Annotated in this window: 14 protein-coding genes and 2 tRNA genes; 10 read left to right on the top strand and 6 right to left on the bottom strand. The window is 63.0% G+C overall.

Annotation, left to right across the window (positions count from 1 at the left end):
• Nucleotides 1–25 precede the first annotated feature (25 nt).
• From C1717_RS01840 to C1717_RS01825, 4 genes are all read left to right on the top strand, one after another.
• Nucleotides 26–102, top strand: a tRNA-Glu gene (locus C1717_RS01840).
• 199 nt (nt 103–301) lie between these two features.
• Nucleotides 302–760: an IS200/IS605 family transposase gene (gene tnpA, locus C1717_RS01835; protein ID WP_077071246.1), complete on the top strand. Its 459-nt coding sequence runs from the start codon at nt 302–304 to the stop codon at nt 758–760.
• A 292-nt stretch (nt 761–1052) separates the two neighbouring features.
• Nucleotides 1053–1511, top strand: coding sequence for an IS200/IS605 family transposase (gene tnpA, locus C1717_RS01830; RefSeq protein WP_077071246.1), 459 nt, complete (start codon nt 1053–1055; stop codon nt 1509–1511).
• A gap of 362 nt (nt 1512–1873) precedes the next feature.
• The gene (locus C1717_RS01825; RefSeq protein WP_102371545.1) at nt 1874–4339 is read left to right on the top strand and encodes a tetratricopeptide repeat protein; all 2466 of its coding nucleotides are present in this window, start codon (nt 1874–1876) and stop codon (nt 4337–4339) included.
• 53 nt (nt 4340–4392) lie between these two features.
• Here the strand turns inward: C1717_RS01825 and C1717_RS01820 are convergent.
• From C1717_RS01820 to C1717_RS01800, 4 genes are all read right to left on the bottom strand, one after another.
• A tRNA-Ser gene (locus tag C1717_RS01820) sits at nt 4393–4483 on the bottom strand.
• A gap of 559 nt (nt 4484–5042) precedes the next feature.
• Nucleotides 5043–6002: a tRNA glutamyl-Q(34) synthetase GluQRS gene (gene gluQRS / locus C1717_RS01810; protein ID WP_102371543.1), complete on the bottom strand. Its 960-nt coding sequence runs from the start codon at nt 6000–6002 to the stop codon at nt 5043–5045.
• A 22-nt stretch (nt 6003–6024) separates the two neighbouring features.
• Nucleotides 6025–6723: a CpXC domain-containing protein gene (locus C1717_RS01805; RefSeq protein ID WP_180965800.1), complete on the bottom strand. Its 699-nt coding sequence runs from the start codon at nt 6721–6723 to the stop codon at nt 6025–6027.
• A 44-nt stretch (nt 6724–6767) separates the two neighbouring features.
• Nucleotides 6768–7640: a tetratricopeptide repeat protein gene (locus C1717_RS01800; RefSeq protein ID WP_180965799.1), complete on the bottom strand. Its 873-nt coding sequence runs from the start codon at nt 7638–7640 to the stop codon at nt 6768–6770.
• Nucleotides 7641–7822: 182 nt separating this feature from the next.
• Between C1717_RS01800 and C1717_RS10445 the strand changes: the two genes are divergently transcribed.
• The gene (locus tag C1717_RS10445; protein WP_146003645.1) at nt 7823–8134 is read left to right on the top strand and encodes a hypothetical protein; all 312 of its coding nucleotides are present in this window, start codon (nt 7823–7825) and stop codon (nt 8132–8134) included.
• Between the two features lie 25 nt (nt 8135–8159).
• Here C1717_RS10445 and C1717_RS01795 read toward each other — a convergent pair whose 3' ends face one another.
• A complete protein-coding gene (locus C1717_RS01795) occupies nt 8160–8315 on the bottom strand; it encodes a rubredoxin (RefSeq protein WP_102371540.1) in 156 nt (51 codons plus the stop codon).
• Nucleotides 8316–8540: 225 nt separating this feature from the next.
• Here C1717_RS01795 and C1717_RS01790 point away from each other — a divergent pair, with 225 nt between their 5' ends.
• The 5 genes from C1717_RS01790 to C1717_RS01770 all read left to right on the top strand — a co-directional run bounded on the left by C1717_RS01790 (nt 8541) and on the right by C1717_RS01770 (nt 13211).
• Complete coding sequence (locus C1717_RS01790) at nt 8541–8984, top strand: hypothetical protein (RefSeq protein ID WP_102371539.1); 444 nt, start codon at nt 8541–8543, stop codon at nt 8982–8984.
• A 14-nt stretch (nt 8985–8998) separates the two neighbouring features.
• Complete coding sequence (locus C1717_RS01785) at nt 8999–9622, top strand: DNA-3-methyladenine glycosylase I (protein ID WP_102371538.1); 624 nt, start codon at nt 8999–9001, stop codon at nt 9620–9622.
• A 30-nt stretch (nt 9623–9652) separates the two neighbouring features.
• Nucleotides 9653–10783, top strand: coding sequence for a macro domain-containing protein (locus tag C1717_RS01780; RefSeq protein WP_102371537.1), 1131 nt, complete (start codon nt 9653–9655; stop codon nt 10781–10783).
• 111 nt (nt 10784–10894) lie between these two features.
• Nucleotides 10895–11587 (top strand): vWA domain-containing protein, encoded by a 693-nt coding sequence (locus tag C1717_RS01775; RefSeq protein ID WP_219722248.1) that lies wholly within the window; start codon nt 10895–10897, stop codon nt 11585–11587.
• A gap of 151 nt (nt 11588–11738) precedes the next feature.
• Nucleotides 11739–13211: a lipase family protein gene (locus C1717_RS01770; protein WP_180965798.1), complete on the top strand. Its 1473-nt coding sequence runs from the start codon at nt 11739–11741 to the stop codon at nt 13209–13211.
• A gap of 94 nt (nt 13212–13305) precedes the next feature.
• Here C1717_RS01770 and C1717_RS01765 read toward each other — a convergent pair whose 3' ends face one another.
• Nucleotides 13306–14112, bottom strand: coding sequence for an AIM24 family protein (locus C1717_RS01765; RefSeq protein WP_102371535.1), 807 nt, complete (start codon nt 14110–14112; stop codon nt 13306–13308).
• Between the last annotated feature and the right edge of the window lie 37 nt (nt 14113–14149).

The following is a 14149-nucleotide window of genomic DNA, read 5'->3' as shown; positions in this document are numbered from 1 at the left end:
TGAGTCTGGTATACTCATCTGCGCTGTCCCCATCGTCTAGCGGCCTAGGACGCCACCCTTTCAAGGTGGATATCGCGGGTTCGAATCCCGCTGGGGGCACCATATGCAAGAAGCACGAACCCGCGGAGCGCGACTTCGCGGGTTCGTTTCGTTCAAGGGTCATCAACCCTGTGGCGCGCGCAGCGCGCCACTGAAAACCACCCGCTACGCGGGTGGATCCCACTGATGCTACGCAACGGGCCGCCCTCCTCCTAGGATGGTGATTGTTCAGGTCGCCAGCCCCAAGAGGAGGGTGATAGCCATGGCGCAGAAGGCCAACAGCCTCGCGCACACGAAGTGGCTCTGCAAGTACCACATCGTGTTCACACCGAAGTATAGAAGGAAGGCGATATACAACCAATACCGCAAGGACCTCGGGGAGATCCTCAGGCAGCTCTGCCGCTGGAAGGGGGTGGAGATCATAGAGGGGCACCTGATGCCGGACCACGTGCACATGCTGGTCAGCATCCCGCCCAAGATCAGCGTGTCGAGCTTCATGGGCTACCTGAAGGGGAAGAGCTCGCTGATGATGTTCGACCGGCACGCGAACCTCAAGTACAAGTTCGGGAACAGGAAGTTCTGGGCGGAGGGCTACTACGTGTCCACCGTCGGCCTGAACGAGGCCACGATCGCCAAGTACATCAGGGAGCAGGAGGCCGCCGACATCGCGCTGGACAGGCTGAGCGTGAAGGAGTACGAGGACCCGTTCGGTAGGGGGTAGCGGCCCGCCCGTTCGACGGGCGTGCCACGAGTCAAGGGGCTATCGGGCCTGAACTTCGTTCAGGCCAGGGACTTGAGTCCCTGGCCTGGGCCCCTAGGGTTACACCCTAAGAGCAAACCACCCGCTATGCGGGTGGTCCTGATTCAAGGGTCATCAACCCTGTGGCGCGCGCAGCGCGCCACTGAAAACCACCCGCTACGCGGGTGGATCCCACTGATGCTACGCAACGGGCCGCCCTCCTCCTAGGATGGTGATTGTTCAGGTCGCCAGCCCCAAGAGGAGGGTGATAGCCATGGCGCAGAAGGCCAACAGCCTCGCGCACACGAAGTGGCTCTGCAAGTACCACATCGTGTTCACACCGAAGTATAGAAGGAAGGCGATATACAACCAATACCGCAAGGACCTCGGGGAGATCCTCAGGCAGCTCTGCCGCTGGAAGGGGGTGGAGATCATAGAGGGGCACCTGATGCCGGACCACGTGCACATGCTGGTCAGCATCCCGCCCAAGATCAGCGTGTCGAGCTTCATGGGCTACCTGAAGGGGAAGAGCTCGCTGATGATGTTCGACCGGCACGCGAACCTCAAGTACAAGTTCGGGAACAGGAAGTTCTGGGCGGAGGGCTACTACGTGTCCACCGTCGGCCTGAACGAGGCCACGATCGCCAAGTACATCAGGGAGCAGGAGGCCGCCGACATCGCGCTGGACAGGCTGAGCGTGAAGGAGTACGAGGACCCGTTCGGTAGGGGGTAGCGGCCCGCCCGTTCGACGGGCGTGCCACGAGTCAAGGGGCTATCGGGCCTGAACTTCGTTCAGGCCAGGGACTTGAGTCCCTGGCCTGGGCCCCTAGGGTTACACCCTAAGAGCAAACCACCCGCTATGCGGGTGGTCCTGATTTCAGGCTCGGTTCGCCTCGTGTTCGGTAGCCCATCTCGTGCCCGCAGCGCGCCTCGTGCCTCCCTGCCCGCCTGCGTTCATCGGCCCAAAGCTACCTAGCGCGAAATAGTCGCCGGCGCGACCATGCTCGGGGTTCACAATGGAGCAAGCGGCGCGTGCCTTTCCGGAATGCGAGGCGGCCACCGCCCGGAGCGCTCTGGCGAGGAGGTGTAGGCGCGATGGATTCCATACCTCATGGTTCAGAGCTCTATAAGATCCCGCTGCTTGCGCGGCGCAAGCGCTTACCGGTGCTTCCGGGGCAGCCCGAGGGCATAAGCTATGGCATGATCTGGGGCGCCTGCCCGCTTCCGGCGAACGGTTCTTGCTATATCGTTCGGTTCGAGGGCGACACGAGTGCCAGAATACTTGCGTATGTAAGCGAATTCGGTGAGGTGTTCGCGGCAAGCGGTCCCATCACCTTGGAGCCGACCGCGCGTCCGGAACTCGCCTTGGTGCCTGATGAGCGCGGATTCTCCGGAACGATCTTCGTGCGCAATGGGAGCAAGGCGCTTGAGCCGTACAGTCGCTACCGCGGCTCCTTCAAGGGCGTGATGCGCGAGGTATGCGATACCGAGACCTGGAACTCCTCCCGGACCATGGGGTATCGTGCATTTGCTGCCTCGCTGTACCTGCGCTACTGCGTTATCGACGCGAGCCGGCTGACTCCGGTGTGCATGCCGGGAGATGAGGCGTCCGGGCCCGAGGGCAGGCGCAGCGCGGCACGAGGGGGCCATGCGCCCGCGATCTCGCTTGCCGCGACGCCGCTCTCGGAGCCGGTCCAGCTGTTCGAGGGCTTTAACGATTTAGCTCTGCCAGATGCCATCGAGGCGGCCCTGTTCCGCATCGACGGCGCAGCCAAACCTTCCGGCCTGGAACGCTTCGCCCGCCGCCTCCTTTCCGCCATAGACCTTGAGCGCCTGCGCAAGCTCACCGAAGCCGCGTGGGTATCGCTCGCCTACATTCGCGGAACGGATAGCTTCTACCTCAACTTCTCGCGTGAGAGCATCACGGTGGATGACACCTTGTTCCTCTTCGGGGTGGAAGCCGTTCTGAACCGCCTGTGCGCGGTCGAGCACAGGTTCGGCTCGGTACCCGAGGGCGTCGAGGCGTCGCCTTCGGAGGAGGCTTGCTCGCTTATAGACCAGCACATGATGCGCGGTATGACCTCATGGGTCGGTACCAGCATCGACCGTACCGTCACGCGTAACGGCTGGGCGGATTTTGCCGAGGTCTCATGCCGCCCGGGTGGCGAGTGGGATACGCGCACGCGTTTCGCGACGCTCGTCGAGGAGCTCGTCACGATCGTGCGTCTAGAGTATGAGTTCGTTTGCGATGCTTCGAACGGGGTACTGAACGTTCGCTTCACGGCCCCGGACGGTCGTGCCATGCCTCACGAGCTGTATCAGTTGGACGAGGGGCGTTGGGTCGACGTCGATGCTCCGCAGTGCGCGGCCATGGCTGCCGAGTACGCAGCCCGCATGGTGCTTGCGCTCGCCGCGGCTGCGTTTGCGTCCAAAATCACCATGCGCCGCTGTACTGTCGCAGTGCGAGACCTCGTGAGCGGCGAGGAAGAGCGCTATCTTTTCGAGCGCGCAGGGTTCTTGGCATCGCTGGTGCCGTTTGCCAAGCAGGTGGATGGAGCGTCGCTCGAGCAGCAGCCAGCGCTCAAGCGCATCGGCGGTCTTAAGACGGAGGCCCCGTTCGAGATCCCGGATGACAGCATGCGCTATACGGCGGTTGCCGAGGACGACCGCGAGCTGCCAGAAGAGCTGCGCGAGCTGCTCATGGCGGACCGCATCGGTGAGCTCGAGGTCATGGAGACGGGACCCGATGCCCGCTCCGAGCGCCTCGCGGAGCTCAAGGAGCTCGTGCAAAGCGATCCAGCGCAAGCGGAGCAGGGTTTCATCAAGCTGATCGAGGAGCTCGAGGCGGGCTGTGCTGCCGAGGAGCTTTTGAGCGACGTACCGCTCATCAGCAGGTTCTGCCAGAGCAGGGTGGGGAGGGTGCTGCTTCCGCTTTGGGAGGAGGACCGCGTCGCGCGCATACACCGCGTGCCCGATGCCCTGTTCTTCGCGCACCATGAGCTCGAGACGATGTACTTCCGCGCCGGCGCGTTCGATCGAGCGCTCGAGGAGGCCCGGTGCATGCTCGACATGGCCGGCAGCTCCACGCTGGCGCATGCTGCCGTGGTGAACGTGCTAGCGCGCCTTGAGCGCTTCGACGAGGTGATCGAGGTCGCGAAGCACGGCCTGCGCGTTGCCGTGGACCGTGATTCGATCTCGTATCTGCTGTACCGCATGGCGTTTGCCTACTGGCGCATCGGCCAGCTCGACGTGGCGATGGCGTGCTACCGCACGGTGCCGCGCGGGGAGACGATGAGCGAGATGGCCCAGCTCGAGCTCGGCCAGCTGCTTGCCGAGATGGGCCGCACCGAAAAGCCATCTGCCGAGGAGGCTCGCAAGATCATAGAGCCGGCGGGGATACCCGTGCCTCCGAGCCATGAGGCGGTCGAGCAGCTCGGGTCTGCTGCTGTGCTCCTCACGGACAACGGGTTCTATGCGCTCGCGTATGAGTGCGTGTACGTGGTGTGGCTCCTGCTTGGTAGCGACGAGCTCGGTGCGGTTGCTCGCTCGCTCAAGCCCTAAAACGCGCGAACCCCGCTTGGATGGGTCCAGGCGGGGTTCGTATAAAGCGCAGCTGGCGGAGAGCTGGGGATTCGAACCCCAGATTCCCTTGTGGGGAATACTCGCTTAGCAGGCGAGCACCTTCGGCCTCTCGGTCAGCTCTCCGTAGCAGTCACTCATATTACCGTATAAGGGCGTGTCCGCACAAGATTGAAGTTTGAACTTACGCGAACTACGTAAGTCGAACAACGTACGCAGGTGATGCCGGCGGGTGCCGTGCGCTACGCGTAGATGACCTCGAGCTCCGGCGCGGCTGAAACGGGTCGTTCGGGACTCTCGGACGTCTTGGCGGTGGTCCATTTCCTTCCCGTCAAGTAGACCGAAGGTGTTCAAGTCAGATACCTGCGGGTTCATGATTGCCGAAACCTTGTGTCTACGACGATCCCAGATGTAACCACCGCCAAGGCGCTCGAACTGTTGAAGAAGGGCTCCGACTGGCTCGCCGAGGCGGAATCCGCTGCGAGTTTTGCTGCGATCCGCTGGCTCGTTGAAATAAAAAAGCCTCGCTGCATTTGTGAAAGCCTCCTCGTTGATCCGCACCCCGAATCTTGGTCCCGTTTGTCCAAGATTCGGGGTGCGATTTGATAGGGAGGGCTTTCGCTTTTGGCGGCGGGCTATGAGCTCCCACGGCGGAATGTCTCGGATAGGCGACGAGGCCGTATCGCTAGGCGAGGTCGATGGCGATGTTCCCGCGATGAGCGCGTATGGAGTCCCAGCTAAAGATCCGCGCAAGCTCCTCTGCTGTACGCGGTTCGGCATCTGGGGCGATTCCCGTTATACCTGCGAGCCATCCCAGCAGGCGCTCGGGCGTGCGGAAGCGCTCGCGCAGGCCCTCCATGTCCAAGTCGCGGTCGCGCTTTGAGAGACGGCGGCCATCGGGTGCCATGAGGAGGGGAACGTGGGCATACGCGGGTTCGGGGAGGCCAAGCAGCCGCTGCAGGTAGATTTGACGCGGCGTGGACGCTAGCAGGTCGCACCCGCGGACGATCTCGTTCACACCCATCTCGGCATCATCGACGACAACGCTGAGCTGGTAGGCGAACACGCCATCCGAGCGGCGAATCAGGAAGTCGCCGCAATCGCGGGCGAGCTCTTGGCGTTGCTGCCCGAAGACGCGGTCGGTAAAGGTGATGACGCCTGCAGGGTCGCTTGCGGCGGGGACCATAAGGCGCGTCGCCGGGGAGCGTTCCGCACTGCGCCGGGCGACCTCGTCGGGGGAAAGGTTTCGGCAGGTGCCTACATACACGGGCGTACCGTCACTTGCATGCGGAGCGCTCGCGGCGTGGAGTTCGGCGCGTGTGCAAAAGCAGGGGTAGGTAAGGCCGCGCTCGACGAGGGAGCGCGCGGCCTCCTCGTAGCGCTCTATGCGATCGTGCTGGTAGAACGGGCCATCATCCCATGTAAGTCCCAGCCAGTCGAGGTCGCGGATCAAAAGCTCCGTCCACGGTCCGCTTTGCGTGCGCGGGTCCAGGTCCTCGATGCGCAGCACCATGAGGCCGCCTGCAGAGCGGGCGGAGAGCCAGGCGACGAGCGACGCGTAGATGTTGCCTAGATGCATGCGGCCGGAGGGCGACGGAGCGAACCTGCCGACGACCTTGCGCGAGTTGTTCTCAGCGGTATCCATGAACGCAAGTATAGCCGAGAGGTTAATCGTCGTCCTCGCTGGCGAGTAGGATCTGGGATGCCCAATTTCGGTCGATGATATAGGTCGATTCGATGCGGCATGAGCGCCTATCGACGATTTGGTTTGCCCGTGTGTAAAGATCCTGTGGCACCTCTACCGTTTGCGGCTTGGACCACGACCCGTCTTTCTGAACGATGAACAGCGCGAGCTCAAGCTTTCCAGCGGGGGTCTGACAGAGGTATAACAGCTCCGCATCATTTGCAAGCGCTTCGAATTCCGCTTCGTTTTGCGCCAACTGCTTGAGTACCAGGAGTTTGAGAATCTCCAGGGCTCGATCGTCGCGGCCATCTCTAAATATCAGCGCTTTTTCTCGCAGGCTATTTTGTGAGGTGACTAGGCGATGTTGGTAATTCGCCTCTGTGGTCATCTTCCTAAACATGACATCCGATTGCAGGTGATCGAGCATGTCGATGGCTTGCTTGATGCTGCTTTCATCAACGAGCTGTACCATCGCATGCCCTTTCATGTCGTGATAGAGGCATGGGTAGAACACATCAGTCTCGACGCCACAGTGGGGGCAGCGGTACTTGAAGAGCGACCCGTCGATGAGTTGTTGCGCTTCATCGGGGTCGAGCACGTTGTTCAGACTCTCCCACAGGATGATTTCTCCGTTGGTGCCGCAGGCGGGGCAGGTGATGTCGCTTCGGTAGGGGCGGGACATTGGAGACTCCTTTTGCATCCTTTGCTGGGTCAGCTATTCAGTTGCTACTGCGTCGTAACCTCAATCGAATCGCTGTCGAGCATAGCGCGCGCCTGAGCTTGGCCTTTGATTGCCTCGGCCAAGCGCTTGCGGTAGTAGTACAGGCCATCTGCGATATCCATTCTCAAGCCCACCTCGGCTCGTTGGAACAGCGAAAGCGCGCGCAACGGGTCGAGCTCGATGCCCAGCCCTGCCGAGTTGGGGTCTATGAGCAGGCGCGCGATGCGTATCGCTGGCTGGGCGGCGAGCGCGGGGCTCTCGGCAAGCTCAAGGCTGCGTTCCCAGAGCGCTTTGGCAAAGGTCAGGTTGGTTTCGGTCGCTTGGCCTCGACTGAACATGTCGCCGAGTTTGTAGGTTGCCTCGCAGGAAGGCGCGAGCGCTGCGGCGAGTGCGTAGAAACGAAACGCCTTGCCGAAGTCGCGCTCGCCCGTACGGCCGTACTCGTAGATGTAGCCGAGGTTGATGACGGACTGGAAGCACCCGTGGCGCATCGCCATCTCGTACAGCTCAGCAGCTTTGGCGTAATCCTGCTCGACAAGCTCGCCCATATAGTACAGGGCGCCAAGATCGTTCATGCAGGCGGCGCTGCCGGCGGAGATGCCAAGGCGGTAGCCGAGAACCAGTGCCTCGGCGATGCCGTTGCTGTAGCGGGCTGCCTCGTGGATGCGCGCGGCATTCGCCTGCGCGAACCGTGCGAACCCGTCGCCGACGCTGGAGAGCGCCGCCCGCGCGAGCTCGGTGAGCAGGTCCTGGGCGTTGCCGATTTCCGCCTCGTCATGGTAGCTGTCGGGCGTTTCGTGGAAGATCATCGGGACATCTGCGAACTTTGAGAGCCGCTCGAGCTCCTCGCGGCTGACGGCATAGGTGACCTCGCTCATCGTGCACCTCCGGGTGGTCGATTCCTTGAGGTAACGATACCGTCCCGCGCGGACAAAATGCGCACCGGGTGCCGGCATTCCGCGAACGGCAGAGCCCGGCGGAGCTGCTCCGGCCGGGGCGTCTTGGTTGTGGCGGTTTCGCTGTGGAGCCGTGCGGGCTAGATCGCCTCGAGGAACTCCCCGTGTGCCCCGCACATGGGGCAGACGGGCTCCACGCCGTCCTCGAAGTCGAAGACGGCCCCGCAGAGCAGGCAGCGGTACGTGGTGGTGCCGGCGGCGGGGGCGTATCGGCCGCGGGGGCATCGGCGGGTGCGGGGGCGTCCGGAGCGGGATGCTCGGCACCCGCCGCATCGGGTGCTGCTTCCGGTGCGTCGTTGTCGGGCACGAGCTCGAGCAGCTTGGTCGCAGCCTCGACGGGGAAGTCCGCGCTCAGCGGATGGGCTGCGAGCTCTTCGAGCAGGGCGTGGGCGTTGCCGCTCTGCGGGAGCATGTAGCCGGCCTCGCGCAGCAGGTCCTCGTTCACCAGGCGCGCCGCGCGGGCGCCGCCTCGGGCTCGAAGAGCGCCTTGGGCGCTCCGCAAAGCGGGCAGGTCCAGGTCTCCGGAAGCTCGGCGAACAGCGTCCCCTTCTGCTCCTCGTCGTAGACGTATCCGCATATCGAGCAGACGTATCTCATGGCCCCTCCAATCTCTGGCCACGCGCGGGCGCCCCGGCGATAGGGCGTGCGGTCGCTTATCGATACTCATTACTAAGTGCATAGGATGCGTCGGTCCGCGTCAAGGACGATTCGCGCGGCGGGCGGTTCCCGCGCGCGGGCGGCTGCGTGCGTGAACCGGCCCGCTCGGGGGTATGAACAGATAGGTGCGCTGAGGCGCCGCGTGCTGCCGGCAAAGGGGGACCGATGGCTGAGACGACCTTCGAGGACGCGTTCATGGACATCCAGACCGGGCTTGTGTCCCTGGTGCTCGAGGCGCTCGAGGGCTCAGGCGGCGTGGCGCGCGTCTTCATCTTCGGCGCCATCGAGGGCGGCATGACCTCGTTCAACGCGTGCGCCGAGCTGGCCGGGCGCATCGAGAGGCTCGATGCCCTGGTCGCGGACCGGCGCGTGCTCTTCCAGGTGATGGGCTTGGGCTCAAAGGACCTCGCGGAGCTCGAGGCGCTCTGCGCGCAGCACGGCCGCGCGTGCCCGACGCAGCTCTACGGGCGCTACGTCGCGGGCGGCGGCTACGACGCCCGGTATGTGTACGAGCCCATGGCGACGCGCGCGGTCGACCCCGTGGCGCCGGGGGCGGCGTTCTCCGCGTGGCTCGATGCGCTACGGGCGGGACGCGACCCGTTCGCGTAGGGAGGCGATATTCCATGGCCTATTGCGATTGGGATGCGACGAGCGAGCTCAACATCCGCTATCACGACGAGGAATGGGGCACGCCGCTCCACGACGATCGTGGCCAATTCGAGTTCCTCACGCTCGAAGTCATGCAGTGCGGGCTCAACTGGAACATGATGATCCAGAAGCGCGAGATCTTCCGTGCGTGCCTCGATAACTTCGAGTTCGATCGCATCGCCACCTATGATGAGGCAGATATCGAGCGCATCCTCGAGACGCCGGGCATGATTCGCAGCCGTCGCAAGGTCGAGGCGATCGTTGGCAACGCTCGCTGCTTCCAGCGAATTCGCGAGGAATTCGGCACGTTCGACGCGTACCTGTGGAGCTATTCCGGCGGCAAGACTATCCTCTACAACAAGCATGCGCAAGGATACATTCCGGTGAGCAACGGGCTTTCAGCGCGTGTCGCTCGCGACCTCAAGCATCGCGGCTTCAAGTTCCTGGGTCCTACGGTGATTTACTCGCATCTGCAGGCATGCGGCATCATCAACGACCATGGCGAGGATTGCCCGCGCTACCGCGAGATCAACGAAGCGTATCCTACGGTCAAGAAGCGCCGGTACCTAGAGAAGGACATCCGCTACTTTGGCGCCTGAGGCGGAGCGCGAGAAAGTGTGAGGTAGACCATGCCATTTTCCATCGTGAGGAACGATATAGCACGCGTGCATGCGGATGCCGTGGTGAATGCTGCGAACACCGGGCTCCAAGAAGGCGGCGGTGTGTGCGGTGCCATCTTCGCCGCTGCCGGGCGCGAGCGGATGCGCTCCGCCTGCGATGCCATCGGCCGGTGCCCCACGGGTGGTGCCGTGGTCACGCCCGCGTTCGATTTGCCGGCGCGCTGGTGCATCCATGCCGTCGGTCCCGTTTGGCAGGGTGGCGGCCATGGCGAGGAGCAAGCGCTGCACAGTTGCTACCAGAGCATCTTCGAGCGCGTGCTTGAGCTGGGTGCGCGCTCGGTGGCATTCCCGCTCATCTCTGCCGGCATCTTCGGATACCCGCAGGATCGCGCACTTGCCGTCGCCCGCGAGGAGACCCGGGCATTCCTTGCCGAGCACGATGACGTCGAGGTCACGCTCGTCGTGTTCGATCGCTCTGCCGTGCGCTTGGGTTCAGACCTGGGACACGCCATCCGCGAGTACATAGATGATGAGTACGTCGAGCGGAACCCGCATAGAAGGCATGGCGCCACGCGGGGATCTTACGTGGCAAGGGAACTCGACGCCCTCGTCGAGGCTGCCGCGCCCGAGTTCTTCCGCAGTGATGGGGCGGCGTTCCTCGCTGCTTCTAAACACGTGGCACCGGCGGCGCCAGCTGCAGCGGCGGCACCAGCTGCGGCTGGCGCATCTGCTGGCAAGCGAGGGTCCCGTGCCGCATCCCTGGAAGATGGTGAGCTCGATGTTCTGCTCGACCATCTCGATGCTTCGTTCTCAGAGACGGTGCTCGCCCTCATCGATCGAAGCGGTATGACCGATGCCGAGGTGTACCACCGTGCCAATCTGAGCCGTCAGTTGTTCTCCAAGATCCGCAGTAAGGCCGATTACCGGCCGACCAAGCCGACGGCGGTGGCTCTCGCCTTGGCGCTTGAGCTCGATCTGCCTGCGACGCAGGACCTGCTCGCGCGCGCGGGGCTCGCGCTCTCGAATACCAGCAAGTTCGATGTGATCGTACGCTTCTTCATCGAGCGCGGTATCTACGACATCTTCCGTTTGAACGAGGCCCTCTTCGCCTACGATCAGCCGCTTGTGGGATCGTTCTAGATCCAGCCTCTCCCCCAGCATACTCGGATGTCGCTCGGCGGTTTACCTCGAGGGCGGTCGAGCCGCGTAATCTCCAAGGTGCAAGCTGGACCTTGAGAGAAAGGGCATCACATGAGCAAGCGGATCAATATGAATGCTTGGGAATCGGAGCAAAAAGACGCGGGGCTGCGTGCGGAGCTCGTGTTCATCCTCGACGCGAGCGGTTCCATGGCGGGGCTTGAGGCGGATACCATCGGCGGCTTCAACGCGATGATCGCCGAGAACCGCGAGGAGCCGGGCGAGGCCACCGTTTCGGTCATAACCTTCAACAATCGTTCGAACGTGCTGCTCGATCGCGTGCCGATCGACGAGGTGCCGCGCCTCACGCGCAAGCAGTATCGGTGCTCCGGGTGCACGGCGCTGCTCGATGCCGTGGGCGCCGCCATCGAGCACATCGATCTTGTGCAGAAGGTCCAGCCAAAGGGCTACGAGGCCGATAAGGTGCTGTTTGCCATCACGACCGATGGCATGGAAAACGCAAGCAGGGACTATACGTACCGCAGGGTCAAAAAGATGATCGAGGGCCATCAGGAGATGGGCTGGGAGTTCATCTTCATCGGCGCGAATATCGATGTCGTGGCGGAGGCGGAGAAACTCGGTATCGATCGTGGGCGCGCGGCAGGGTACGTGCCTGACGGATTTGGCACAGAAACCGTATATCAGGCAGCGAGTATTGCGGTGGGTGCCTGCCGCCGTGGTGCCGACCTTGATGAAGCGGGCTGGCGCATAGGCCTTGACGAGGACGTCAAGCGCCGCGGCAGGTAGCGCGGCCCGCCATCGCGGCCCCGGGCGCTGGCAGCAACCGAGCCGAATGCGCAAGATGCGTCACGTGCGTCGTTCGGCTCCATCCAGTATTCTGGTAGGGGAAATCATCGAGCGCTTTGTGCCACCCCTTGGGATGACGTTGGAGAGTGGAATGACGATGACCAGAGATGGGAACCTGCCCGTCGAAGACGATGCGATGGATTCGCCGGCAGGCGAGGCGAATTTCGATATAGCGGGTTCCAAGGTCGGTGCTGCAAACGCCGAGGCTCGCCATGATGCGGGCGGAGGCGATCCGCGGCGCCCGCACAAAGGTCGCCGTAAGCTCAAGATCGCTCTCCTCGCAGTCCTGGTCGCGGTCGTTGCGGGCGGTGCCATCCTCGCGATCGCGGTGCATCGCAGGATCGAGGAAGAGCGTGCCGGCACCATCGCGATGAGCGCACCGAGCACTCCGCACGAGCTCGAGGGTTCCACCGGGCGAGCGGGCGCTTTCACCGCGCACGTGGACTTTACCAGCTTGGCTGCGACCGAGGGACAGCATGTCTCGACCGAGATCAGCTGGGATGACGCCTGGTTCTTCCAAGACCCCACGGTCTATAACCACGATTTGGCGACCACCTGCTCGGTGCTTTCTGCCGTGGCGAACGCGGAGTCTTCCTACTACCAAGCCGGATCCGATGCGCCCGCCTACCTGGAGAACGCCTTTGCCCAGCTGGGATTCGACGATATATCGACGGCGTCCTACCAGTATCGCAGCGAGATCTTCGACGAGGTCGTCGACTTTATCACAGGAACGGATGACGTGGTGGCCTACTCCATCGCGAGCAAGCGCATCGCGGGGCCGGATGGCAGCGAGAAAACGCTCTATGTGGTCTCGGTTCGCGGCAGCTACGGGGCGGAATGGTTGAGTGACTTCAACATGGGTGACGCTGCCGATTACCAGATGGACGCCATCGACCACCAGGGGTTCATGGAAGCTGCGAACGAGATCGTCGAGCAGCTCGCCGACCGCATCACCGAAGACGCCCAGGATCGCGGTACGGATGACGTCGCCCTGCTGTTTTGTGGCCACTCGCGCGGTGCGGCGACGGCAAACCTTGCGGCATCCTACGCCGACGACATGACCGAGGGTCTCCGCCCGCTCGCGCCGCTTGGCAGCATCTATTGCTATACCTTTGCTACCCCCGAGGTCACCGAGTTCACCAACGTCACCGATCCCATCTACGACAACATCTTCAACATCATGAACCCCAGCGACATGGTGCCGCGCATGCCGCTCGCGTCTTGGGGATATTCTCGCTATGGCAATGATTTGTGGCTGCCGGGCTATGGTGACGATGGATTCGATGAGATGTACGAGGAGATGGCGGTTGCGTTCGAGGAGAACGTAGGGGCGCCGTGTCCCTACGTGCCCGAGGACCGCGAGAACGTCGACCGCCTGATCGATGACCTGAGCCGCGAGGTGCCCACCGAGGATGACCTTGTATCGGTAGGGACGTTCGCAACGCTCGTACACGACCTCACCTCGGGCGTTGACCTCATGCAGATCCTGTACGGTCACTACCCGGGCGTCTATATCGCATGGATGCAAACGATCGATGGCGGGGACTTGCGCCAGACGCAGTAGCCTCGCTCATGCCAGAAGGAAAAGGGGCGCTACGGTACCGATCGGTTGCCGTAGCGTCCCTTGTTTCAGATCGCGAAGCCGTGCGTTTCCGCGTTTAGCTCGTGGGCTGGCTTGCCAGCGTGTTGTAGCTGGTTGCTGCCTGCATCGGCGCCATCATGATGCGGCCGGTGCCGCGGTAGACGTTCACCAAGCCCTCACCGCCCATGGCGGAGCCGATGAGCGACTTGCCGGAGCGCTCGACCGAGAACTGGAGCCCTGCCGTCCATGCAAGCGCGTAGTTGCCGTCGATCTTGACCTCGTCGTTTTGCAGGTCGATGTAGAGGACTTCGGTCTGGGGACAGGGCGATTCGAGCACCAGCGTGCCCTGGCCGTTAAGGCGCAGGTTGAACAGGCCCTCGTTGCCTGCAACCGCCGAGCTGAGGTTGGAACGGCGCTCGAGGGCGTGCTGCAGCGTGCTGTCGCAGGCGAGGAACAAGCCGTCGTTGAGCACGATCGAGCCTCCCCATTGAGCCACGTCCACGAGCAAGAGGTGCTGCCAGGTGGGTTCGCAGACGAGCATGCCCACGCCCGTGTACTCGGGCTTGATCATGGAATCTTGGCTCACCGCGCCGCGGACCATCTTGCCCAGGAGGTCGCCCGCGCCCTTCACGCCGGTCGTGGCTTGGATTTGGCCGGCGGTCCACTGCATGGCGCCCGCCTGCAGCGTCACGCCGGTGCGCCCGTCGAGATTGGCGATGAGCTGACGGCGCCGCACGTCCATTTGCGAGGCGAACCATGCCTGCTGGGCGGTCCAAGGCGCCAAGGAGAGGTCGCGATCCCACTGGAGGACCTGGAATTGGCCCATCTGGTGGAGGATCTTCACATCGTCATTATTGGTGAAGTTGTAGACGGTAAACGACATTGAGGCTCCTATCCCCGGGTGCAAGTTCCTCAAGTAT

The sequence above is a fragment of the Enorma phocaeensis genome (assembly GCF_900186505.1).
In the GTDB taxonomy this organism is placed as follows: domain Bacteria; phylum Actinomycetota; class Coriobacteriia; order Coriobacteriales; family Coriobacteriaceae; genus Enorma; species Enorma phocaeensis.
Note: the sequence above shows the minus strand (reverse complement) of the source record. Positions and strands in the feature narration are given on the sequence as shown.

What these genes read in the sequence shown, in the direction of transcription:
- tnpA (WP_077071246.1), top strand. Translation starts at nt 1,053, where the DNA reads ATGGCGCAGAAGGCCAACAGCCTCGCGCACACGAAGTGGCTCTGCAAG.
- gluQRS (WP_102371543.1), bottom strand. Translation starts at nt 6,002, where the DNA reads ATGGATACCGCTGAGAACAACTCGCGCAAGGTCGTCGGCAGGTTCGCT.
- C1717_RS01780 (WP_102371537.1), top strand. Translation starts at nt 9,653, where the DNA reads ATGCCATTTTCCATCGTGAGGAACGATATAGCACGCGTGCATGCGGAT.
- C1717_RS01790 (WP_102371539.1), top strand. Translation starts at nt 8,541, where the DNA reads ATGGCTGAGACGACCTTCGAGGACGCGTTCATGGACATCCAGACCGGG.
- C1717_RS01800 (WP_180965799.1), bottom strand. Translation starts at nt 7,640, where the DNA reads ATGAGCGAGGTCACCTATGCCGTCAGCCGCGAGGAGCTCGAGCGGCTC.
- C1717_RS01805 (WP_180965800.1), bottom strand. Translation starts at nt 6,723, where the DNA reads ATGTCCCGCCCCTACCGAAGCGACATCACCTGCCCCGCCTGCGGCACC.
- C1717_RS01825 (WP_102371545.1), top strand. Translation starts at nt 1,874, where the DNA reads ATGGATTCCATACCTCATGGTTCAGAGCTCTATAAGATCCCGCTGCTT.
- tnpA (WP_077071246.1), top strand. Translation starts at nt 302, where the DNA reads ATGGCGCAGAAGGCCAACAGCCTCGCGCACACGAAGTGGCTCTGCAAG.
- C1717_RS01765 (WP_102371535.1), bottom strand. Translation starts at nt 14,112, where the DNA reads ATGTCGTTTACCGTCTACAACTTCACCAATAATGACGATGTGAAGATC.
- C1717_RS01770 (WP_180965798.1), top strand. Translation starts at nt 11,739, where the DNA reads ATGACGATGACCAGAGATGGGAACCTGCCCGTCGAAGACGATGCGATG.
- C1717_RS01775 (WP_219722248.1), top strand. Translation starts at nt 10,895, where the DNA reads ATGAGCAAGCGGATCAATATGAATGCTTGGGAATCGGAGCAAAAAGAC.
- C1717_RS01785 (WP_102371538.1), top strand. Translation starts at nt 8,999, where the DNA reads ATGGCCTATTGCGATTGGGATGCGACGAGCGAGCTCAACATCCGCTAT.
- C1717_RS01795 (WP_102371540.1), bottom strand. Translation starts at nt 8,315, where the DNA reads ATGAGATACGTCTGCTCGATATGCGGATACGTCTACGACGAGGAGCAG.